Annotated in this window: 20 protein-coding genes; 14 read left to right on the plus strand and 6 right to left on the minus strand. The window is 68.1% G+C overall.

The annotated features are described in order from the left end of the window. Positions 1 to 65 precede the first annotated feature (65 nt). Together WDM91_06700 and WDM91_06705 are read left to right on the plus strand one after the other, a co-directional pair. Complete coding sequence (locus tag WDM91_06700) at positions 66 to 1,421, plus strand: M48 family metallopeptidase (protein MEI9994263.1); 1,356 nt, start codon at positions 66 to 68, stop codon at positions 1,419 to 1,421. Between the two features lie 140 nt (positions 1,422 to 1,561). Further along, a complete protein-coding gene (locus WDM91_06705) occupies positions 1,562 to 1,714 on the plus strand; it encodes a DUF3309 family protein (protein MEI9994264.1) in 153 nt (50 codons plus the stop codon). Here the strand turns inward: WDM91_06705 and hisG are convergent. From hisG to hemN, 6 genes are all read right to left on the minus strand, one after another. Continuing rightward, the gene (gene hisG / locus WDM91_06710; GenBank protein ID MEI9994265.1) at positions 1,711 to 2,685 is read right to left on the minus strand and encodes an ATP phosphoribosyltransferase; all 975 of its coding nucleotides are present in this window, start codon (positions 2,683 to 2,685) and stop codon (positions 1,711 to 1,713) included. The genes WDM91_06705 and hisG overlap by 4 nt on opposite strands. Further along, positions 2,685 to 3,851 (minus strand): ATP phosphoribosyltransferase regulatory subunit, encoded by a 1,167-nt coding sequence (locus WDM91_06715; GenBank protein ID MEI9994266.1) that lies wholly within the window; start codon positions 3,849 to 3,851, stop codon positions 2,685 to 2,687. Before WDM91_06715 ends, hisG begins: the two co-directional genes overlap by 1 nt. 2 nt (positions 3,852 to 3,853) lie before the next feature. Continuing rightward, positions 3,854 to 5,329: a histidine--tRNA ligase gene (gene hisS / locus WDM91_06720; GenBank protein ID MEI9994267.1), complete on the minus strand. Its 1,476-nt coding sequence runs from the start codon at positions 5,327 to 5,329 to the stop codon at positions 3,854 to 3,856. A 65-nt stretch (positions 5,330 to 5,394) separates the two neighbouring features. Further along, complete coding sequence (locus tag WDM91_06725) at positions 5,395 to 5,964, minus strand: TonB family protein (GenBank protein MEI9994268.1); 570 nt, start codon at positions 5,962 to 5,964, stop codon at positions 5,395 to 5,397. A 9-nt stretch (positions 5,965 to 5,973) separates the two neighbouring features. Then, entirely contained in the window at positions 5,974 to 8,229 is a 2,256-nt protein-coding gene (locus WDM91_06730) for a PQQ-dependent dehydrogenase, methanol/ethanol family (GenBank protein MEI9994269.1), read from the minus strand. Between the two features lie 831 nt (positions 8,230 to 9,060). Next, the gene (gene hemN, locus WDM91_06735; protein MEI9994270.1) at positions 9,061 to 10,389 is read right to left on the minus strand and encodes an oxygen-independent coproporphyrinogen III oxidase; all 1,329 of its coding nucleotides are present in this window, start codon (positions 10,387 to 10,389) and stop codon (positions 9,061 to 9,063) included. A 214-nt stretch (positions 10,390 to 10,603) separates the two neighbouring features. Between hemN and WDM91_06740 the strand changes: the two genes are divergently transcribed. The 12 genes from WDM91_06740 (at position 10,604) to WDM91_06795 (ending at position 19,788) form a co-directional block, all read left to right on the plus strand. Then, positions 10,604 to 11,248: an OmpW family outer membrane protein gene (locus WDM91_06740; GenBank protein ID MEI9994271.1), complete on the plus strand. Its 645-nt coding sequence runs from the start codon at positions 10,604 to 10,606 to the stop codon at positions 11,246 to 11,248. Between the two features lie 16 nt (positions 11,249 to 11,264). Further along, complete coding sequence (locus tag WDM91_06745) at positions 11,265 to 11,552, plus strand: hypothetical protein (GenBank protein MEI9994272.1); 288 nt, start codon at positions 11,265 to 11,267, stop codon at positions 11,550 to 11,552. Positions 11,553 to 11,616: 64 nt separating this feature from the next. Continuing rightward, positions 11,617 to 11,787 carry a hypothetical protein gene (locus tag WDM91_06750; GenBank protein MEI9994273.1) on the plus strand — a complete coding sequence of 57 codons (171 nt, stop codon included), beginning with the start codon at positions 11,617 to 11,619 and terminating at the stop codon, positions 11,785 to 11,787. Further along, positions 11,765 to 13,438, plus strand: a complete 1,674-nt coding sequence (ccoN, locus tag WDM91_06755) for a cytochrome-c oxidase, cbb3-type subunit I (GenBank protein ID MEI9994274.1) — start codon at positions 11,765 to 11,767, stop codon at positions 13,436 to 13,438. Before WDM91_06750 ends, ccoN begins: the two co-directional genes overlap by 23 nt. Next, positions 13,438 to 14,166: a cytochrome-c oxidase, cbb3-type subunit II gene (ccoO, locus tag WDM91_06760; GenBank protein MEI9994275.1), complete on the plus strand. Its 729-nt coding sequence runs from the start codon at positions 13,438 to 13,440 to the stop codon at positions 14,164 to 14,166. The genes ccoN and ccoO overlap by 1 nt, the downstream gene beginning before the upstream one ends. A 2-nt stretch (positions 14,167 to 14,168) precedes the next feature. Further along, positions 14,169 to 14,336 carry a cbb3-type cytochrome c oxidase subunit 3 gene (locus tag WDM91_06765; GenBank protein ID MEI9994276.1) on the plus strand — a complete coding sequence of 56 codons (168 nt, stop codon included), beginning with the start codon at positions 14,169 to 14,171 and terminating at the stop codon, positions 14,334 to 14,336. Beyond that, on the plus strand, positions 14,336 to 15,208 hold the full coding sequence (ccoP, locus tag WDM91_06770; protein ID MEI9994277.1) for a cytochrome-c oxidase, cbb3-type subunit III: 873 nt from the start codon (positions 14,336 to 14,338) through the stop codon (positions 15,206 to 15,208). The genes WDM91_06765 and ccoP overlap by 1 nt, the downstream gene beginning before the upstream one ends. 9 nt (positions 15,209 to 15,217) lie before the next feature. After that, complete coding sequence (ccoG, locus tag WDM91_06775) at positions 15,218 to 16,732, plus strand: cytochrome c oxidase accessory protein CcoG (protein ID MEI9994278.1); 1,515 nt, start codon at positions 15,218 to 15,220, stop codon at positions 16,730 to 16,732. After that, on the plus strand, positions 16,729 to 17,208 hold the full coding sequence (locus WDM91_06780; GenBank protein ID MEI9994279.1) for a FixH family protein: 480 nt from the start codon (positions 16,729 to 16,731) through the stop codon (positions 17,206 to 17,208). The genes ccoG and WDM91_06780 overlap by 4 nt, the downstream gene beginning before the upstream one ends. After that, complete coding sequence (locus WDM91_06785; protein ID MEI9994280.1) at positions 17,196 to 19,382, plus strand: heavy metal translocating P-type ATPase; 2,187 nt, start codon at positions 17,196 to 17,198, stop codon at positions 19,380 to 19,382. Before WDM91_06780 ends, WDM91_06785 begins: the two co-directional genes overlap by 13 nt. After that, positions 19,379 to 19,519, plus strand: a complete 141-nt coding sequence (ccoS, locus tag WDM91_06790; GenBank protein MEI9994281.1) for a cbb3-type cytochrome oxidase assembly protein CcoS — start codon at positions 19,379 to 19,381, stop codon at positions 19,517 to 19,519. Before WDM91_06785 ends, ccoS begins: the two co-directional genes overlap by 4 nt. 125 nt (positions 19,520 to 19,644) lie before the next feature. After that, a complete protein-coding gene (locus tag WDM91_06795) occupies positions 19,645 to 19,788 on the plus strand; it encodes a hypothetical protein (protein ID MEI9994282.1) in 144 nt (47 codons plus the stop codon). The last annotated feature ends 92 nt before the right edge of the window (positions 19,789 to 19,880 follow it).

The raw sequence follows: 19,880 nt of genomic DNA on the forward strand, positions 1-19,880 counted from the left end.
CCCATTGTGGGGCCGCAAACTAGCGCGGGCGACGTCATCTGATAGTGTCCACCGGGGAGGATTCCATGGCCAGATCGTTTTCGCTGTTCGCGCTGGTGAGCGTCGCGCTCCTCATCTTCACCGGCGTGGCGGCCGCGCAGGCAGTGCCCGCGCCGGCGCCGACCTCCACCATCGAGAGCCACGCATTGCCGCCCATCGCTGGCGCCGTGGCGGTCTCGTTCGACCCGCGGAAAGCCACCGAGGCCTATCTCGCGCGCATCAGCGGCCCTGCCAAGGCGCGTTCCGACGCCTATTTCGAAGGCGGCTATTGGTTGACCTTGGTGGATGCGCTGTATGCGCTGGCCATCGCCGGTTTCCTCCTGTGGTTCCGCGTGTCGGCCTATCTGCGCGATTTCGCCGAGCGCCAGACGCGCTCGCGCTTCTGGCAGGTGCCGCTTTATGCCGGACCTTACATCCTGATCGTCACCGCGCTCAGTTTCCCGCTGACGCTGTTCGAGGGATTCTTCCGCGAAAGATCCTATGGGCTGATGAACCAGAGCTTCGCCGCGTGGTTCGGCGATTTCCTGACCAGCACCGGCCTGACGCTGATCGCCGGGACGGTGGTGCTGACCATCCTGTACGCCGCGATCCGCGGCGCAGGCCGGAACTGGTGGATCTGGGGCACGGCCATCACCACCTTTTTCGCCGCCCTGCTGATCGTCATCGCACCGGTCTTCGTTGCGCCGCTCTTCAACACCTACACGCCGCTGCCCGACAGCCCGCTCAAGCGCGATGTGCTGGCGCTGGCGCGCGCCAACGGCATCCCGGCGAACAACATCTATCTGGTCGACGCCTCGCGGCAATCCGACCGCATCTCGGCCAACGTTTCCGGCTTCCTGGAAACGACGCGGATCTCGCTCAACGACAATCTGCTCAAGCATGCGACGCATGACGAAATCCTCGCCGTGCTGGGCCACGAGATGGGTCACTATGTGCTCGATCACTCCGTCCGTCTCCTGACCCTGATGGCGCTGCTCGCACTCGTCGGTTTCGCCTTCGTGAACGCCGCGTTCTACTGGGCGGTGGGCTGGTTCGGGGGCAGCTGGGACATCCGGGAGATCGACGACCCGGCGGGCCTGCCGGTCCTGGCGGCGCTCGGCACCATCTTCCTGCTGCTGGCGACGCCGGTGACCAACGCGATCAGCCGAACGACCGAGATCCAGGCGGACATGTTCGGGATCAACGCCGTACGCAGGCCCGACGCGTTCTCGACCGTCGTTCTGAAGCTCTCAACCTACCGCAAGCTCGATCCGTCGCCCTGGGAAGAGGCGGTCTTCTACGACCACCCGTCGGGACGCACCCGCATCTGGGAGATGATGCGCTGGAAGGCGGAGCATCTGAACGATCCCGACATCAAGGCCGGGCCGGTATCGCCGCAGTGAGCGGCGGCTTCGCCCGTACCTTCGACGGCGAGAACGCGCCGCTGCGCCTCGCGGCGCACAACCGCCTTGCTGCGGCGTTGGTCTGAGGGAACTTCCGCCGCCGGCGGGCATTACCACCCCGATACGCACCGGGGATTTCCATGACGCTGATTATCATCATCCTGTTGATCTTGCTGCTTGGCGGCGGCGGTTTCGGTTACAGCCGCTATGGCTATGGCGGCGCCGGCGGCATCGTCGGCACCATCCTGATCATCTTCCTGGTTTTGTGGCTGCTCGGCGCGGTCCGCGTCTAGCCGAGCATCGCGGCCAATCCGGCATAGAGCGGATTGGCCGTGTCGAAAACGTAATCGGCATCCTGTGTCGTCGCGGGCGCATCACAGCCCTGCGCGCGCAGGGTGGCGATGGCATTCATCAACTTGGGCCGGGGACAGAGCAGCGAAAACTCGCCGCTGCCGTCGGCTGGACGCGACAACACCGAAGCGTCCGCGTCCTTCGCGAGCGCCGCGAGCACGCGCTCCACATTCTCATCAAGCCGTACACGGAGGATTTGGGAGGTCTTGGCACGCTCGCGGGCGCCCAGACGCCCGAGCAGAGCTTCGGCGGCGGCGCGCGCCTGCGGCGTCCAGTCCGCGCCGACGCTGGCGGCGAGCTGGGCCTGGCTTTCGAGGATCGTGCCGTCGTCCAGTACCTTGAGGCCGTTGGCCTCGAGCGTGGCGCCGGTCGTGGTGATGTCGACGATGGCTTCCGCCGTGCCGGCGGCGGGCGCGCCTTCGGTGGCGCCCGCGCTCTCGACGATCCGATAATCCGAAATGCCCATATGCGCGAAGAAGGCGCGGGTGAGCTGGAGATACTTCGTCGCGATGCGCAGGCGGCGGCGATGCTTGTGCGCGAAGGCGGCGCAGACGTCGTCGAGATCGGCCATGGTCGAGACGTCGATCCAGTATTGCGGCACCGCGACCACCACATTGGCGAAACCGAAACCGAGCGGCTTGATCAGGTGGATGCGGCCGGCGAGCTCCGGCGCCTGTTCGCGCAGCAGGTCCTCGCCGGTGACGCCCAGATGGATGTCGCCCCCGATCAGCGCGGCGGCGATCTCCGATGCCGAGAGCAGCATCACCTCGATATCGGGAAAGCCGGCCAGCGTGGCGCGATAGCCCCGTGCGCCGGCGGTCTGCTTCAGCGTCGCGCCGGCGTCGGCGAAATAGGCGTTCACCTGCTCCTGCAGGCGGCCCTTGGACGGCACGGCAAGCGTGAGCGCGGCCATCACCCGACCTCGGCGAAGCGCCGCGCCGCGAGCACGCGCTCGGTGCGGATGGAGAAGCCGACGGCGGGAATGCGGTGCGGCGCGCCAAGCGCTTCCATCAGCGCGTCATAGCGGCCGCCGCCCGCGACCTGGACGCGGCCTTCGGCGTCGGCGGACCACAGCTCGAACACGAAGCCGGTGTAGTATTCCATATTGCGCCCGAAGCGCGCCGCGAACGCCACGCGTCCCGGATCGATGCCGAGCGATTTGAGGGCGGCGAGCCGCGCTTCCATCGCCGCCAGCGGCGCGTCGAGCGCGATGCCGGCGTCTTTCGTCAAGGTACGGATCTCCCCGATGGCCGATTGCGCGGTGCCGGAGACGCTCAGGAGGCTGGTGATCACGGCGGCGATCCTCGGATCGAGGCGCAAGGCCGCGGCATCGGCCGCCTGCTCCATCAGCCGCTCGACGATCTCCTCGCGGGTGCGGGCGCCCTGGGGCGCGTCGGCGACCATGTCCATCAGGCCTTCGATCGCGGCGCGGGATTCGGCGGCATTGAGATTGCCCAGCGATCCCAGCAGGCGCTGCGCGTCGGTCGCCGCGCCATGGGTCAGGCGGTTGAGCAGAGCCTCGAAATAGCCGGCGCGCCAGAAGTGGCGCTTGAGCCGCGCCCGCCATTGCGCCGGCACGTCGAGCGCATCGACCAGCGCGCCGAACAACGCGAGGTCGCCGACCTTCATGTCGAAATCCTTGAGACCCGCCGCGTGCAGCGCTTCGATGGCGAGGGTCATGGTCTCGATCTCGCCGGCAGCGCCGTCCTCGAGGCCGAGCAACTCCACCCCGGCCTGGAAGAACTGGGTCGGGCGATGCGGTTCGCTCGGCTGGTGGCGGAAGGCCAGACCGTTGTAGCAGAGCCGCGCCGGCAGCGCGGCGGCGGTGTCGACCGCGTGCTTGCAGATCGGAATGGTGAGGTCGGGGCGCAGGCAGAGCTCGCGGCCCGACGGATCGGTGAGCGTGAAGGTGCGCCGGCGGATCTCCTCGCCCGAGCGGTCGAGGAAGATGTCGGCGGGCTGCAGCACGCTGGGTTCGTGGCGCACATAGCCGCGCGCCTCGAAGCTCTTCAGAATCGCGAGCGCCTGGACGTTCAACGCCTCGATGGACGGCGTGTCGTGGTAGGGAAAGGCCGTCATGGTCAGTGCTCGCGGGCGAGAAGCTTGCGCACCTCGCCGACGAGATCCGCCCGGTCCACCACGATCTCGGCCTGGTGATTGCCGATCCACTCGGCGCGCGTCTCGGCGGATTTCGCGAGCGCGGCACCCAGCGCCAGGTCCTTGATCTTCACCTTGCCTTGCGCCGTCTCGTCCGGACCGGCGACGACCGCCAGGGCCGCGCCGCGCTTGTCGGCGTATTTGAACTGGTCGCCGAGCTTGCCGGTGCCGACATAAGCCTCGGCGCGAATCTCGGCATCGCGCAGCTCGCGGACCATCGCGAAGGCGGGGGCGGCATCGTGCTTGTCGAACACGGTGACGACAACCAGCGGCGGGACCTTCGCCACCGCGGCCTTGCGCATCTGCAGCGCAGTGAGCAGGCGGCTCACGCCGATGGAGAAGCCGACGGCGGGCGTCTTCTGGCCGGTGAAGCGCGCGACGAGATCGTCGTAGCGCCCGCCGCCGCCGACCGAGCCGAACACGACGGTCTGGCCCTTCTCGTTCTGGACCGGGAAGGCGAGCTGGGCTTCGAAGACGGCGCCGGTGTAGTAGTCGAGGCCGCGGATGATGGAGGTATCGATCTTCGCCCGATCATGCCCATAACCGCTCTTGAACACGAGTTCGCTGATCGCCTGAATCTCGGCGATCCCCTCGCCGCCGATCTTGCTGAACGGCACCACGGCCGTATTGAGCAAATCCAGCAATTCGGCATCGCTCGTCGGCTGAATGAACGAAAGGATGCGCTCGATCGCTTCAGGCGACAGTCCGGCGCCTTCGGTGAAATCACCCGACTCGTCTTTCCGACCGGCACCCAGCAGCAGGGCTACGCCCTTGGCACCGACGCGATCGAACTTGTCCATCGCCCGCAAAACCGTTCCGCGGGTCTTGAGATCGTCAAGTGCGACACCGGACGATTCCAGCACGCCATCCAGCAATTTGCGGCTGTTGAACTTGATGATGTACTCGCCGCGCTTGAGGCCGAGCGCCTCCAGCGTGTCGGCGAACATCATCACCATCTCGGCGTCGGCGGCGGGCGAGGCGGTGCCGACGGTGTCGGCGTCGCACTGGATGAACTCGCGGTAGCGGCCGGGACCGGGCTTGTCGTTGCGGAAGACCGTGCCGATCTGATAGCGGCGGAAGGGGCGCGGCAGGAATTGCTGGTTCTCGGCGACATAGCGCGCCAGCGGCGCGGTCAGGTCGTAGCGCAGCGAGACCCATTGCTCGTCCTCGTCGCGGAACGAGAAGACGCCGGCATTGGGCCGGTCGACGTCCGGCAGGAACTTGCCCAGTGCGTCGGTGTATTCGACGAAGGGCGTCTCCAGCGCATCGAAGCCGTAGGATTCGTAGGTGCGGCGGATGGTGTCGAGCATCGCGCGCTCGGCCGCAAGCTCGCCGGCGGCCCGGTCGCGGAATCCGCGCACGGTCCGGGCCTTGGGCCGGGGTTGCTTGTCACTCGCCATGGCACGCCTGAGAGGTCGGAGCGGCCTTGTAAAGGCTCGCCCGGCCCGGAGCAAGGAAGCGCCCTTCAGTGCGTGGCGGCCGACAGCGTCTTGGCGGTGTCATAGTCGAAGCGCGCCAGCACGCGCTTGCCGAGATGATCATATGCCGCGGCGCGCGCGCTGTAGCCGGCAGCCGATTTGGGCGCCAACGCGATGGCGGCAGAGAAATCGGCGACCGCGCCGTCGAGGTCGCCTCTGTTGGCGCGCGCATAGCCGCGGCTGATATAGGCCTCCGCGGTGTCCGGCGGCGCCATGCTGAAACGGACGATCGCCTCGTGGCCGGGCGACGCCACCGGCTTGCCGTCCTGCAGCGCCGGCGTGTTGCGCCAGGCATTGTCGACGCAGGCGACCGCGGCCTGATCGAGCCGCTCTGCGCCGCTGGGTCTCACGACCGAGATATTGCCGATCTTACCGTCGGCCGCGACGTCGTAGCGGATCAACACGTCGCCCGTCTCCCAGATCCGGCGCGAAGCATCCGGGTAGAAGGCGGCACAGCTATGCGTTTGGCCGACGGCCCGGCTGGGCGTGACATCGGATGCCTGCGCCGCGGCCAGGACGGCGGCGGCTGCGGCGAAGAAAGCGGCGATGCGGGTCATGGCGGCTCCTCAATGTGCGGGCGCAGCCGCGGGTGCGGCCGCTGTCGGGTGCTTCTGAGCATATAGCGCCTGCGCCTGGCTCAAAGCATAGGCGCGGATCGCCGTCACGTCGGCGGGCGACAGGATATCCTTGAACGAGCCCATGCCCGCGTCGGCCAGCGCGCCGTCGATCACGATGTTGTCGTACTGGTTCCAGACTTCCGCGTTCACCATGCGCAGGTCCGGCACCTCGCCCGACGACATCATCAGGACGCCGTGGCACACCGCGCAGTTCTGGTGGAATAGCGCGAAGCCCTTGGCGGCGAGCTTGGGATCGACCTTCTCGGCCGGCGGCTGCGGCACCTCGCCGTTGATGTCGGCGGGGATCGCCTGCACCGTCTTGGTGCCGCCGATCTTGAAGGCGAAGATGCGGCCCTGGTTGTTGTGCCATTTCTGCAGCGCCGTATTGGGATCGGAGGTCGCGCCGAGCCCGCCGGAGCCGCCGAACGCCGCCGCGATGGCGACATATTGCTCGCCGTCGACGGTGTAGGTGATCGCGGGCGCCGTCATCCCGGTCTTCAGGTCGATGGACCACAGCTTGCCGCCCGTCCTGGCGTCATAGGCGCCGAAGATCCCGTCGGAGCCGCCGCCGAAGACAAGGCCGCCGGCGGTGGTGAGCAGGCCGCTGTTCCAGCCGCCCGTCATCTCGACCTGCCAGACCATCTTCTGGGCCACCGGATCCCAGGCGCGGATATAGCCCTTGGCGGGCGCCGGGATCTGGCCCTTGGCGATGCCGGCGACGATCATCTGGCCGAGCTGCGCGAAGTCGCTGACGTTCCAGGCGCCGGGCTTGTAGCCGAGCTGGTGCTGCTGGGCATAGATGAAGTTGCCGTCGATCACCGGGATGTAGACGAGGCCGGTGTCGGGGTTGAAGGCCATGGGCTGCCAATTGTGCGCCCCCACCGGCCCGGGAATCTGGACGGAGGGATTGCGGGCATAGCGCACGCCGGGCGCCTCGATCGGGCGGCCCGTCTTCATGTCGACCCCCTTGGCCCAGGTGATCGCGGTGTAGGGCTTGGCCGAGATCAGCTTTCCGGTGGTCCGGTCGATCACATAGAAGAAGCCGTTCTTCGGCGCCTGCAGCAGCACCTTGCGCACCACGCCGTCGATGGCGATGTCGGCGAGGATGATGTGCTGGGTCGCGGTGTAGTCCCAGTCGTCGCCGGGCGTGGTCTGGTAGTACCAGACGAGCTCGCCGGTCTCCGGCTTCAGCGCCACGATGGACGACAGGTAGAGATTGTCGCCGCCGCCGGGCGAACGCAGGTTGCGGTTCCACGACGCGCCATTGCCGGTGCCCAGGTAGAGCAGGTCGAGGTCGGGATCGTAGGCCATCGAGTCCCACGGCGTGCCGCCGCCGCCCTGCTCCCACCATTTGTGCTGCGTGCCGCCGTCGCTCCAGGTCTTCAGCGCGTCGGCCATCGCCTTGTTCTCGGGCGGCAGCTTGGGATCGCCGGGCACAACGTAGAAGCGCCACATCTGCTTGCCGGTGTCGGCGTCATAGGCGGTGAGATAGCCGCGCACGCCGTATTCGGCGCCGCCATTGCCGATCAGCACCATGCCCTTCACGATGCGCGGCGCGCCGGTGATCGTGTAGGGACGGTTGCGGTCGATGGTGTTGATGTCCCAGACCGGCTTGCCGGTCCTGGCGTCGAGCTTGATCAGGCGGCCGTCGAGCGTGCCGACATAGACCGCGCCCTTCCACACCGCGACGCCGCGATTGACCACGTCGCAGCAGGCATAGCGGCCCCACTGGCCGGGCACTTCGGGATCGTAGAACCAGATCTGGCGGCCGGTCCTGGCGTCGAGCGCCCAGACCTTGGACCAGGAGCCGGTGACGAACATGATGCCGTCGGAGACGATGGGCGTGCTCTCGAGGCCGCGCACCGTGTTGGTGCGGAATTCCCAGGCGACGCCGAGCTGCTTCACCGTGCCGGTGTTGATGTCCTTCAGCGGGGAATAGCGCTGCTCCGAATAGGTCCGGCCATGCGCCAGCCAGTCGCCGGGCGTCGCGTCGGCGTGGATGATGCGGTCGCCGTCGATGTTGGCGGCATCGCCGAGGCGCGAGGCGGGGTCGCCATTGTTGTCGGACGCGGCGGGGACGGGTGCCGGCGCCGCGGCGGCAGGATGCGCGGGCGTCGCGGCGGGCTTGGGCGTCTCGCTGGGGCCGCAGCCGGCGAGCGCGAACAGCAGAAACGCCGCCAAACCGACTTGACGATACGACAACATGAAGACCCCCCGGGTGTACAGCCCACGCTCACGAGCCGGCGCGAGTCCGCAGAGGCTACACGGCCCGCCCCGCGGGAGGGAGGGGGTATTTCGGGCGCGCGCGATCCCAAAGAAATAGAGCGGGAGCACCTTGGCGCCCTGCCGGCGCGCGGCGAACCCGCTCTGGTCTTGTCGCTACGCGGCAGGCCAGCGGCGCGCCGCATCCGGCGGGCCGACAAGCACCTTCGCTTCAACCGCCTCGGTCCCTTGCGCGTTGCCGGTGCTGCCAGACCTTCGAGCCGAAGCGGGAACCACCTTTGCGTTGCGCGCGGGCGAGCACGAGCGCGCGCCCCCGACCTGTATGGGCTCATGCTGCACGCGGTTAGTTCATCTCGTCCTCGAAGCTTCCGACACGAGGATCATAAGGCCGCTCCGGAGGGGTGGGGATAAGGTTTCTGCGAGGGCAATGATCTCAACGGGCAAGCCGATTTTCGTTCCGACTTATCCCCGGGGGGCGCCGTGTCTACGTGCAAGCGTGGCGCTTCACGCCAATGTCTCTCATCCGGAAAAAACCAACGCTTGGTGCGGTTTCTGATCGAGCTGCAACACCGCAGCGGCGCGTCGTCCTTCGAGGCTCCGCTTCGCGGAGCACCTCGGGATGACGCTACTTCTACAGTAGGCCCGTCACCCTGAGGTGCGAGCGCAGCGAGCCTCGAAGGGCGGCGGGCCGCTTGCACGGCTGCTCAACGTTACCGGAAACTGTCTAGCTTCGCCGTACTGCGCTAACCGTAAGTTTTATGCGTCGGCTGTACACAGCCGCTACAGACCCCGCGGAGCGTAAGAGGACTTTCGTCAGATCGCCGAGGAGTGGCCGCCCGCGCCGCCGAGATAGGCGTCGAAGGCGGCGCAGGCCAGGCGCACCGCGGAGCGTTCGGTCACCTTGATCGTGCTGCCGTCGATCGTCACGGCGCCTTCGGCGGCCAGCGTGTCGAGCGCCGGCGGACGCGCCGGCGGCGCCAGATGATGCGCCGCCGAGACCGCAGCGAGATCGACCGACAGGTTGCACATGAGCGCGCCGATGATGTCGCGGCGCAGGCGATCGTCGGCACTGAGCGCCACGCCGCGTGCGATGGGCAGCGCGCCGCCGCGGATCGCGGCGCGCCAGGCCGGCACGTCGCTGAGATTCTGCACATAGCCTTGCGGCAGCGAGCCGATGGCCGAGGCGCCGAAGCCGAGCAAGACCTGGGCGTCGTCGGTGGTGTAGCCCTGGAAATTGCGCGACAGCTTGCCCGCGGCCAAGGCCCTGGCCATCGGGTCCGACGGCCTGGCGAAGTGATCGAGGCCGATCGCGACATAGCCGGCCGCCAGCAGCCGGGCGCGTGCCGTTTCCGACTGGCGATAGCGCTCCGCAATGCCGGGCAGCGCCGCTTCGGGGATCAGGGCCATATGCTTCTTGAAAGCCGGGACATGGGCATAGCCGAAGACCGCCAGCCGGTCGGGCGCGAGTTCGAGCACCGCGTCGATGGTGCGGATCAGGCCCTCGGTCGTCTGGTGCGGCAGGCCATAGATCAGGTCGATGTTCAGCCGGTCGATGCCGTTGGCGCGCAGCAGCCGGACGCAGTGCGCCGTCGTCGCCGCGTCCTGCAGGCGGTTGATCGCGCGCTGGACCTGCGGCGCATAATCCTGGACGCCGATGCTGGCGCGGGTGAGGCCGGCCTCGGCCAGGGCTTCGGCCGTCGCCGCGGTGAAGCCGCGCGGGTCGATCTCGATGGCGAATTCCGCGCCGTCCTCGACCGCGAAGAAGTCGTGCAGCACGGCGGAGAGCCGGCGGATATCGGCCGGTTGCAGCAGGGTGGGCGAGCCGCCGCCCCAATGGATGTGCGAGACGCGCCGCCTGGCACCCAGCGCCTCGGTCACCAGCTCCATCTCGCGATAGAGCAGATCGAGATACGCGGCCACCGGGCCATAGGCGTTCACCACCCGGGTGTGGCAGCCGCAGAACCAGCACAGCGTGTCGCAGAACGGGATGTGGACGTAGAGCGACAGCGGCAGGCCGGGGTCGCATTCGCCCAGCCATGTCCGATAGACATCGGCGCCGATGCCGGCATGGAAATGCGGCGCCGTCGGGTAGCTCGTGTAGCGCGGCACGCGCGCCGCGAAAATGTCTTCGGGCTTTCTCATGCGCGGCGTTGTCGGCGAAGCGGCCGAGCGCGATGTTGCGCGAGGTCAAATATGCGCCACGGCACATCCCCTGCGCGACATTGCGTCATACGCAACGTCCACAATGTGGTCGCGGCGACACGCGCGATGCGCGCCTGGCGGCCGATTGATCGGGATCAACGGACGCGATGTCCCCGCCTCTAAGAACGCCTTCGCTTTATCGAAGGAGTTGTCCATGAGTCGCACACTTGCCTTTGCAGGCGCCTTGCTCGCCTGCGTCGCCGGCGCCGCGCCGGCCCTTGCCGATGACGCCGCCGACACCGGCGTCGCCGGACATTTCCAGGTCCGCCTGCGCGGCCTCGTCGTGGCGCCCGACGCGAGCGCCAAGGTGACGGTCGCCGGCAGCCCGATCGGCGGCAAGACCGACGTCACCGATTCCTTCATTCCGGAGGTCGACGGCACCTATTTCCTCACCGACCATATCGGCCTGGAACTGATTGCCGGCACGACCAAGCACGCCGTGCATCACTCGGTGGCCGGCGACGTCGGCAGCGTCTGGCTGCTGCCGCCGACCCTGACGGTGCAGTATCACTTCGATCCGACCGGTGCGATCCGCCCCTATCTCGGCGCCGGGGTGAACTACACGTTCTTCTACGACGCGCACAGCGCCGCCTATCCGCCGATCAGCTTCTCGAACAATTTCGGCTGGGCGCTGCAGGCCGGCGTCGACGTGCCGATCGGCGACAGCCCGTACTTCTTCAACATCGACGCCAAGAAGCTGTTCCTCTCGACCACCATGAAGGCTGCGGGCGGCACGATCCGGGCCAGCGCCGATCTCGATCCGTGGATCGTCGGCGCCGGCGTCGGCATCCGCTTCTGATCGGCGACGGCCGGCGATGCCCTGCTGCACGCTCATCGCGTTCCTGCTCAGCCAATGCGGCATCGCGGCCGGCGCGGTGAAGACGCGGCTGTTCGGCCCGGGCGACCCGGCCGTTCCCGCCTCGAGCTTCACCGGGCTGCGCGCGCGATGGCTGGCGCTGGCGGCGATGCTGGTGCTGGAGGGCGGCCTCGGCGCCGCGGCCGCGCCCTATGTCGCCACCGGACAGGGACGCGCGCAGGCGGCCGCATCCTTCACCGCGACCTGGCACGTCTGCTCCGTTTTCCTGCGGGGGCGCAGCGATTGATTGCGATCAATGCGGCGCGCCGCGAAGCCATCGACAAAACAGGCAATCTCCCGGGAGTGACTCCGTGACCGATACGTTCGCAACAACCGGCGCCGCGACGGTGCATGGCTGGCTGGCCTTCTGCGAAGCGGCTCGCGCAGCGCGCGCCGACGACGCTCCCGATGCATCGGACCCGGTCCGGTCCGCTCCCCAAACCCAGAAGGACGAAGGCGATGCAGACCACCGCCGTTTCTGAGCCATCCTGGCGCGCCGATCTGCTGATCCTGCCCCTGCTCGTCGCCGCGATGTTCTTCGCCGCGGTCTACGCGGCGGCGCGTTCGCACGATCCGGCGATGGTGATCCAGGCCTGGACCTTCGCGGCCTGCATGCTGGTCATCGGCGGCTGGTATCTGCGCAATTATGCGACGGGCGTGCCCGAGGAGGAGCGCGGCGGCTACCAGAACGCCGTGGTGAAGGCCGGCGTGATCGCCGCGATGTTCTGGGGCCTGGCCGGCATGCTGGTCGGCGTCGTCATCGCGCTGCAGCTCTCCTTCCCCAATCTCTTCTACTTCTCCGACTTCGGCTGGACGAATTTCGGGCGGCTGCGGCCGCTGCACACCTCGGCGGTGATCTTCGCCTTCGGCGGCAACGTGCTGATCGCGACCTCGTTCTACGTCGTGCAGCGCACGACGCGCGCGGCGCTGTTCGGCGGCTCGCTCGCCTGGTTCGTGTTCTGGGGCTACAACACCTTCATCGTGCTGGCGGGCACCGGCTACCTGCTCGGCGTCACCGAGGGCCGCGAATATGCCGAGCCCGAATGGTATGCCGACACCTGGCTCACCATCGTCTGGGTCAGCTACCTGCTGACCTTCCTCGGCACGCTGTGGAAGCGCAAAGAGCCGCACATCTACGTCGCGAACTGGTTCTATCTCGCCTTCATCGCGACCGTCGCGCTGCTGCACATCGTCAACAATTTGTCGATGCCGGTGTCGCTGCTCTCGACCAAGAGCGTCGCGCTGTTCTCCGGCGTGCAGGATGCGCTGATCCAGTGGTGGTACGGCCACAACGCGGTCGGATTCTTCCTGACCGCCGGCTTCCTCGGCATCATGTACTACTTCATCCCGAAGCGCGCCGAGCGGCCGATCTATTCCTACCGCCTCTCCATCGTGCATTTCTGGACCCTGATCTTCATCTACATCTGGGCCGGGCCGCATCACCTGCTCTACACCGCGCTGCCCGAATGGGCGCAGACGCTCGGCATGACCTTCTCGATCATCCTGTGGATGCCGAGCTGGGGCGGCATGATCAACGGGCTGATGACGCTGTCGGGCGCCTGGGACAAGCTGCGCACCGATCCGGTGCTGCGCATGCTGGTCGTCTCGGTCGCGTTCTACGGCATGAGCACCTTCGAGGGGCCCGTGATGTCGGTGAAGACGGTCAACGCGCTGTCGCACTACACCAACTGGACCATCGGGCACGTCCATTCCGGCGCGCTGGGCTGGGTCGGCTATATCAGCTTCGGCGCGCTCTACTGCCTGGTGCCGTGGCTGTGGAAGAAGAAGAAGCTCCATTCGGACTCGCTGGTCGAGTGGCACTTCTGGATCTCGACGCTCGGCATCGTGCTCTACATCACCTCGATGTGGGTGGCGGGCATCATGCAGGGCCTGATGTGGCGCGCCTATAACGACTACGGCTTCCTCGAATATTCCTTCGTCGAGGTCGTGCAGGCGATGCACCCCTATTACATCATCCGCGCCCTGGGCGGCCTGCTCTACCTGATCGGCGCCGTGATCATGGCCTACAATCTGTGGATGACGGTCCGCCGCGGCGAGCCGCTGGCCGCGGCGAAGCCGGCGCCGCTGCCCGCGAACGTCTTCCCCATCGCAGCCGCCGCGGAGATCGCGTGATGAAACACGAAGTCCTGGAACGCAACTCGATCCTGCTGCTGATCGGCATCCTGATCGTCGTCGCCATCGGCGGCGCGGTGGAGGTGGCGCCGCTGTTCTGGATCAACGGCACGGTCGAGAAGGTCGGCGGCGTGCGGCCCTACACCCCGCTCGAACTGGAGGGACGCAACATCTACATCCGCGAGGGCTGCTATGTCTGCCACAGCCAGATGATCCGCTCGCTGCGCGACGAGGTCGAGCGCTACGGCCATTACAGCCTGGCGGCGGAAAGCATGTACGACCATCCCTTCCAATGGGGCTCGGAGCGCACCGGCCCCGACCTGGCGCGGGTCGGCGGCAAATATTCCGACGAATGGCATCGCCAGCACCTGGCCGATCCGCGCGCCGTCGTGCCGGAGTCGATCATGCCGCCCTACAAATTCCTCGAGCAGACGGCGCTCGACACGCGCGACATCGCGGACCTGATGCGGGCCAACAAGGCGGTCGGCGTGCCCTACACCGCCGACGACATCGCGAATGCGCAGGCCGACCTGGAAGCGCAGGCCGATCCGACCGCGGCGGGCGGGACGAAGATGCAGGCGCGCTATCCCAAGGCGCAGATCCGCGACTTCGACGGCAATCCCGACGAGATCACCGAGGCCGACGCCCTGATCGCCTATCTGCAGGTGCTGGGCACGATGGTGGACTTCAAGACCTACCACGCCGACGCGCCGGAAAACCGGAGATAAAGATGGAATCCTGGGCTTATGAGGACGTGCTCGCCTTCGCGCAAAGCTGGGGCGTCGTCTATTTCCTCGCGATGTTCGTCGCGGCGCTGGTCTACGCCCTGTGGCCGTCGAACAGGACGCGCTTCGAGCATGCCGCGCATATCCCACTCGACGACGACGAGGCCGCCTGATGTCGGACGACAAGAAGCACATCGACGCGGTCACCGCGACCGAGACCACCGGGCATTCGTGGGACGGGATCGAGGAGCTGAACACGCCGCTGCCGCGCTGGTGGCTGTTCGTGTTCTACGCCTGCATCCTGTGGGCGGTCGGCTATTGGGTGCTGATGCCGGCCTGGCCGACCTTCAGCGGCTATACGCACGGCCTGCTGAACCATTCGCAGCGCGACGACGCGGCGGCCGGCGTGCGCGCCCTGCAGGCCGCGCGGACCGGGCAGGAGCAGCAGCTCGCGCATGCCGACCTCAAGCGGATCCTGCACGATCCCGACCTGCTGCAATTCGCCCAGGCCGAGGGCCGCGCGGCCTTCGCCGACAATTGCGCACCCTGCCACGGCTCCGGCGCCCAGGGCGCCCACGGCTATCCCAACCTCAACGACGACGTCTGGCTGTGGGGCGGCACGCTGGGCGACATCCAGCACACCATCACGGTCGGGGTGCGCTCCACCGATCCCGGCACGCGGCAGTCGCAGATGCCGGCCTTCGGGCGCGACGCGCTGCTCAAGCCGGCGCAGATCGACGACCTGACGGAATTCGTCGTGCACCTGTCGCACCGGCCGGCCGACCTGGCGGCCGTCGGCCGCGCCGCCAAGCTGTTCGCCGACAATTGTGCGGCGTGCCACGGGCCGGCCGGCAAGGGCGACCGCGCCTTCGGGGCGCCCAACCTCACCGACAATGAATGGCTCTATGGACCGGCGCGCGAGAACATCCACGACCAGATCTGGAACGGCCATGGCGGGGTGATGCCGACCTGGGGCGGGCGGCTGTCGCCCGAGACCATCAAGGCGCTGGCGGTCTACGTCCACGGCCTGGGAGGCGGCGAGTAGCCAGCACGGATGAACGCGCACACCCAGTTCACGGTCAACGGAGTCCCCAAGCACGGTGCGGTGGCGGCGGAGGGTGTGCTGCGCTCCGACGCGCGGGCCACCAACAGCGCCGCGGACCGCAAATTCTACCAGGCGCGGATCCCGATCCATCCCAAGCGGGTCCATGGCACCTACCGCAGGATCAAATGGGCGGTGATGGCCGTCACGCTGGCGATCTATTATCTCGTGCCCTGGATCCGCTGGGAGCGTGGGCCGCAGGCGCCGGGCCAGGCGGTGCTGGTCGATCTCGCGCATGAGCGCTTCTATTTCTTCTTCATCGAGATCTGGCCGCAGGAGATTTACTACATCACCGGCCTGCTGATCCTGGCGGCGGTGTCGCTGTTCCTGGTGACCTCGCTGTTCGGACGGCTGTGGTGCGGCTATGCCTGCCCGCAGACGGTGTGGACCGATCTTTTCATCTACGTCGAGACCCTGATCGAAGGCGACCGCGGCGCCCGCATCCGGCTGGCGGCGGCGCCGTGGAGCGGCGGGAAGATCGCCAAGCGCGTGCTCAAGCATGCGATCTGGATCGTCATCGCAGTCGCCACCGGCGGCGCCTGGGTGTTCTACTTCGTCGACGCACCGACCCTCGCGGCCCAACTGCTGACCGGCGGCGGCTCGCTCGTCATCTACGCGGCCATCGCCACCCTGGCTTCCACCACCTATGCGCTGGGCGGACTGATGCGCGAGCAGGTCTGCACTTATATGTGCCCCTGGCCGCGCATCCAGGGCGCGATGACGGACAAGGAGGCGCTGGCCGTCACCTATCGCACCGACCGCGGCGAGCCCCGCGGGGCGCACAAGAAGGGCGCGAACTGGGAGGGCCGCGGCGACTGCATCGACTGCAACCAGTGCATCGCGGCCTGCCCGATGGGCATCGACATCCGCGACGGGGCGCAGCTCGAATGCATCAATTGCGGGCTGTGCATCGACGCCTGCGACGACGTGATGACGCGCATCGGCCGGCCGGCCGGCCTCATCGCCTATGACACGGATGCCAACGCGGCGCGCCGCAAGCGGGGTGAGGAGACCGGCTTCCGCCTCGTCCGTCCCCGGACGATCCTCTACGGCGCGGTGATCCTGATCGTCGGCGGCGTGATGGCGGCGAGCCTGGCGAACCGGCGGACCGTCGATCTCGACGTGCTGCGCGACCGCAATCCGGACTTCGTCACGCTGGCCGACGGCGCGGTGCGCAACGGCTACACGCTCAAGCTGATGAACCGCGCCGACGCGCCGCGGACCTTCCGTCTCGACTTCGCCGGCTTGAAACCGCGCGCCGTGAACATCATCGGGATGGGCGACGTCCGCTTGCCGGTCGCGCTCGGCGTCGGCGCCGACAAGGTGCGCACGCTGCGCGTCCTGGTGACGGCGGCGCGGGGCGGCATCGGCGGCGGCTCCCAGCCCGTGGTGTTCTCGCTGAGCGATACGACACAGGGCGAGCGGCGCGACGCAAACGCCGTCTTCGTCTCCGGAGGCACGCCATGACCCGCACCTTCACCGGCCGCGACCTGCTGATCTGGCTGACCGCGCTGTTCGTTCCTGTCATCGCGGTGAACGTCTATTTCATCGTGCTGTCGGTCACGACGTTCCGCGGCGAGGACGAGCAGAAGCCCTATCTGCAGGGTATCGAATACAACGACACGCTGGCGCGGCGCGCCGAGCAGGCCCGCCTCGGCTGGCACGCCGCCATCGCCGGCACGCGCCAGCGCGACGGCGCCGTGACGCTGGCCGTGGCGATCGCGGGGCGCGACGGGACGCCGGTCCGGGGCGTCGCCCTGTCGGGCGAACTGCGCCATCCCGCCGATGAGAACCGCGACCGCACCTTCCAGCTGGTGGAGCGCGCCCCGGGACAGTACGAGGCGCGGCTTGCCGGCGTGAGTGCGGGCGCCTGGGACGCCATCGTCACCTCGCCGTCGCCGGCCCGGCCCTTCGAAGCGAGCCGGCGGCTATGGATACGCTGACGCTCGCCCCGACCTCCTTCGGCGACGCGGACCTCTCGCGTCACCTGCAGCATGGGCCGGCGGGCGAGACGACGTTCGAGGTCGCGGTGAAGGGCGCGCACTGCGCCAATTGCCTGGGCAAGATCGAGCGCGGCGTCGGCGCGATGCCCGGCGTGACCATGGCACGGCTCAATCTTTCGACCGGCAAGCTGGCCGTGTCGTGGCGCGGCGCCGAGACGTCGCCGGGCGCGGTGATCGCGCGGGTGGTCGCGCTCGGCTACGAGGCGCAGCCCTATGACGCGCCCGCGGTGCTGAACGCGGAGGCGAGCGAAGGCCGCTTCCTGCTGCGCAGCCTGGCGGTGGCGGGCTTCGGCACGGTGTTCGTGATGGGGCTGACCGACGGCGTCTGGTATGGCGGCGGCGACATGAACGCGGCGACGCGCGACCTGTTCTTCTGGCTCGCGGCGGCAGTCTCGGTGCCGGTGTCGCTCTATGCGAGCCTGCCCTTCTTCCGCTCGGCGTGGCGCAGCCTCTCCAAGCGCAGCACCAATATGGACGTGCCGATCAGCCTGGCGATCGTGCTGTCGCTGGGGCTCAGCGTCTACCAGACCGCGATCCACGGCCGGAACACCTATTTCGATGCCGCGGCGATGCTCGCCTTCCTGCTGCTGATCGGGCGCTATCTCGATTTCCTGCTGCGCGACCGGGCGCGCGGCGCGGCGCAGCACCTGCTGACGCTGCAATCGCTGCTCGCGCGGCGCCTGAAGCCGGACGGTGCGGTCGAGACCGTCGCGGCCGGAGACCTGATGCCGGGCGACCGCATCCTGCTGGCGAGCGGCGAGCGCGTGCCGGTCGACGGCCGGGCCGGCGGCGACACCGAGCTGGACGTCTCGCTGGTCACCGGCGAGAGCGCACCGGTCAAGGCGCTGCACGGCACCGCGATCCATGCCGGCTCCATCGTCACGGGCGCGGCGCTCCTGCTGGAGGTCACGGCGCGGCTGCAGGATTCCCTGGTCGCCGACCTGGCGCGCCTGCTCGAAGCGGGACAGCAGACGCGCAGCGCCTATGTCCGCCTCGCCGACCGCGCGGCGCGCGCCTATGTGCCGTTCGTGACGGGACTGGCAGCGCTGGTCTTCCTCGGCTGGCTGGTGGCCGGCGCCGGTGTCGGCGTCGCGGTCACCGATGCGATCACGGTGCTCATCATCACCTGCCCCTGCGCGCTGGGCTTGGCCGTGCCCGCGGTGCAGATCGTGGCAACGGGACGGCTGTTCGCGCGCGGGCTGTTCGTGAAATCGGGGGACGCGCTCGAGCGTCTCGCGGAGATCGACATGGCGGTGTTCGACAAGACCGGCACGCTCACCCTGGGCACGCCGCGCCTGCAGAACGGCGCGGAGATCGCGCCCGAGAGCCTCGCCGCCGCGGCGCGGCTGGCGCGGGCGAGCCGGCATCCGCTCGCCAGGGCGCTGGCGGCCGCGGCCGGCGAAGGCGGCGTCGCGGCGCAGGTCCGCGAAGTGGCGGGCCAAGGCCTCGAAGCGCAGGAGAACGGCCGGCACTTGCGCCTGGGCAACGCGGCGTGGTGCGGCTTGCGCGAAACGGCGCAGAGCAGCGAATTGTGGTTCGTGGCCGGCGATGACGCGGCGGTGTGCTTCCGCTTCCAGGACGACATCCGGCCGGAGACGATACGGCTGCTGCGTGCGCTCGAAGCGCGCGGCATCGCGGTCGAGATGCTGACGGGCGACCGGGAAGCACCGGCGGCGGCGCTGGCGGCACAGGCCGGCATCGCGCGCTGGATGGCCGGCGTGGAGCCCAAGGCGAAGGCGGCGCATATGGAGGCGCTGCGGGCGCAGGGCCGGCGCGTGCTGATGATCGGCGACGGGATCAACGATGCGGCGGCGCTGGCGCTGGCGCATGCCTCGCTCGCGCCGGGCAGCGCGGCGGATGTGAGCCAGCGCGCCGCCGACATGGTGCTGCGCGGCGAGAGCCTGCTGCCGCTGGTCGAAGCGATCGACGTGGCACGCAAGGCGCGGCGGCTGGTGCTGGAGAATTTCGCGGTGGCGACGCTCTATAACCTCGTGGCGATTCCGCTGGCGGCCTTCGGCGCGGTGACCCCGCTGGTCGCGGCGGCGGCGATGGCGGGCTCCTCGCTGGTCGTGACGCTGAACGCGTTGCGGCTGGCGCGGCAGGGCAAGGCATGAGCGGGATCGCGCTCATCATCGCGGCGGCGCTGTTGTTCGGGCTCGTCGCGCTGGGCATCCTGCTCTGGGCGCTCCAGAGCGGGCAATATGACGACCCGCAAGGCGACGCCGAACGCATCCTGCTCGACGACGAGTGAATTTCGCCGCACCGCAGCATGACTGCGAATTCCCCTGTGCGGCGTGCGGATTCCTGTAGCGCTTCGTGACAATTCGGCGCACACTTTCTTCAACGGGTCGCAGAATCCGCCTTGGGAGATTTGCCATGGCATTGGTTCATCAGCATCAGCCCCATCGCAAACACGATCTCGCGGTCGTCGGACTGGTTCTTGTCGTCATCGGGATCATCGCGCTGGCCGTGCCCTGTGCAAAACTGGCCATCGACCAGCTCTTTGGGATGTTCTGGTAAGGCCGTCCTGCAACGCCAGGTTTGCGAAATATTGTGTCTCAATCCGGGATGGCGGCGCCGTTGGCACTGTAATCCTATTCAAATCGGCGTTT

It is taken from the genome of Rhizomicrobium sp., assembly GCA_037200385.1.
GTDB lineage: Bacteria > Pseudomonadota > Alphaproteobacteria > Micropepsales > Micropepsaceae > Rhizomicrobium.

Coding starts and splice junctions, on each gene's coding strand:
- ccoG (MEI9994278.1), top strand. CDS start 15,218: ATGAACGCGCACACCCAGTTCACGGTCAACGGAGTCCCCAAGCACGGT.
- ccoP (MEI9994277.1), top strand. CDS start 14,336: ATGTCGGACGACAAGAAGCACATCGACGCGGTCACCGCGACCGAGACC.
- WDM91_06745 (MEI9994272.1), top strand. CDS start 11,265: ATGCCCTGCTGCACGCTCATCGCGTTCCTGCTCAGCCAATGCGGCATC.
- ccoN (MEI9994274.1), top strand. CDS start 11,765: ATGCAGACCACCGCCGTTTCTGAGCCATCCTGGCGCGCCGATCTGCTG.
- WDM91_06740 (MEI9994271.1), top strand. CDS start 10,604: ATGAGTCGCACACTTGCCTTTGCAGGCGCCTTGCTCGCCTGCGTCGCC.
- WDM91_06705 (MEI9994264.1), top strand. CDS start 1,562: ATGACGCTGATTATCATCATCCTGTTGATCTTGCTGCTTGGCGGCGGC.
- WDM91_06725 (MEI9994268.1), bottom strand. CDS start 5,964: ATGACCCGCATCGCCGCTTTCTTCGCCGCAGCCGCCGCCGTCCTGGCC.
- WDM91_06730 (MEI9994269.1), bottom strand. CDS start 8,229: ATGTTGTCGTATCGTCAAGTCGGTTTGGCGGCGTTTCTGCTGTTCGCG.
- hisG (MEI9994265.1), bottom strand. CDS start 2,685: ATGGCCGCGCTCACGCTTGCCGTGCCGTCCAAGGGCCGCCTGCAGGAG.
- hisS (MEI9994267.1), bottom strand. CDS start 5,329: ATGGCGAGTGACAAGCAACCCCGGCCCAAGGCCCGGACCGTGCGCGGA.
- WDM91_06700 (MEI9994263.1), top strand. CDS start 66: ATGGCCAGATCGTTTTCGCTGTTCGCGCTGGTGAGCGTCGCGCTCCTC.
- WDM91_06765 (MEI9994276.1), top strand. CDS start 14,169: ATGGAATCCTGGGCTTATGAGGACGTGCTCGCCTTCGCGCAAAGCTGG.
- WDM91_06715 (MEI9994266.1), bottom strand. CDS start 3,851: ATGACGGCCTTTCCCTACCACGACACGCCGTCCATCGAGGCGTTGAAC.
- WDM91_06780 (MEI9994279.1), top strand. CDS start 16,729: ATGACCCGCACCTTCACCGGCCGCGACCTGCTGATCTGGCTGACCGCG.
- hemN (MEI9994270.1), bottom strand. CDS start 10,389: ATGAGAAAGCCCGAAGACATTTTCGCGGCGCGCGTGCCGCGCTACACG.
- WDM91_06785 (MEI9994280.1), top strand. CDS start 17,196: ATGGATACGCTGACGCTCGCCCCGACCTCCTTCGGCGACGCGGACCTC.
- ccoS (MEI9994281.1), top strand. CDS start 19,379: ATGAGCGGGATCGCGCTCATCATCGCGGCGGCGCTGTTGTTCGGGCTC.
- ccoO (MEI9994275.1), top strand. CDS start 13,438: ATGAAACACGAAGTCCTGGAACGCAACTCGATCCTGCTGCTGATCGGC.
- WDM91_06795 (MEI9994282.1), top strand. CDS start 19,645: ATGGCATTGGTTCATCAGCATCAGCCCCATCGCAAACACGATCTCGCG.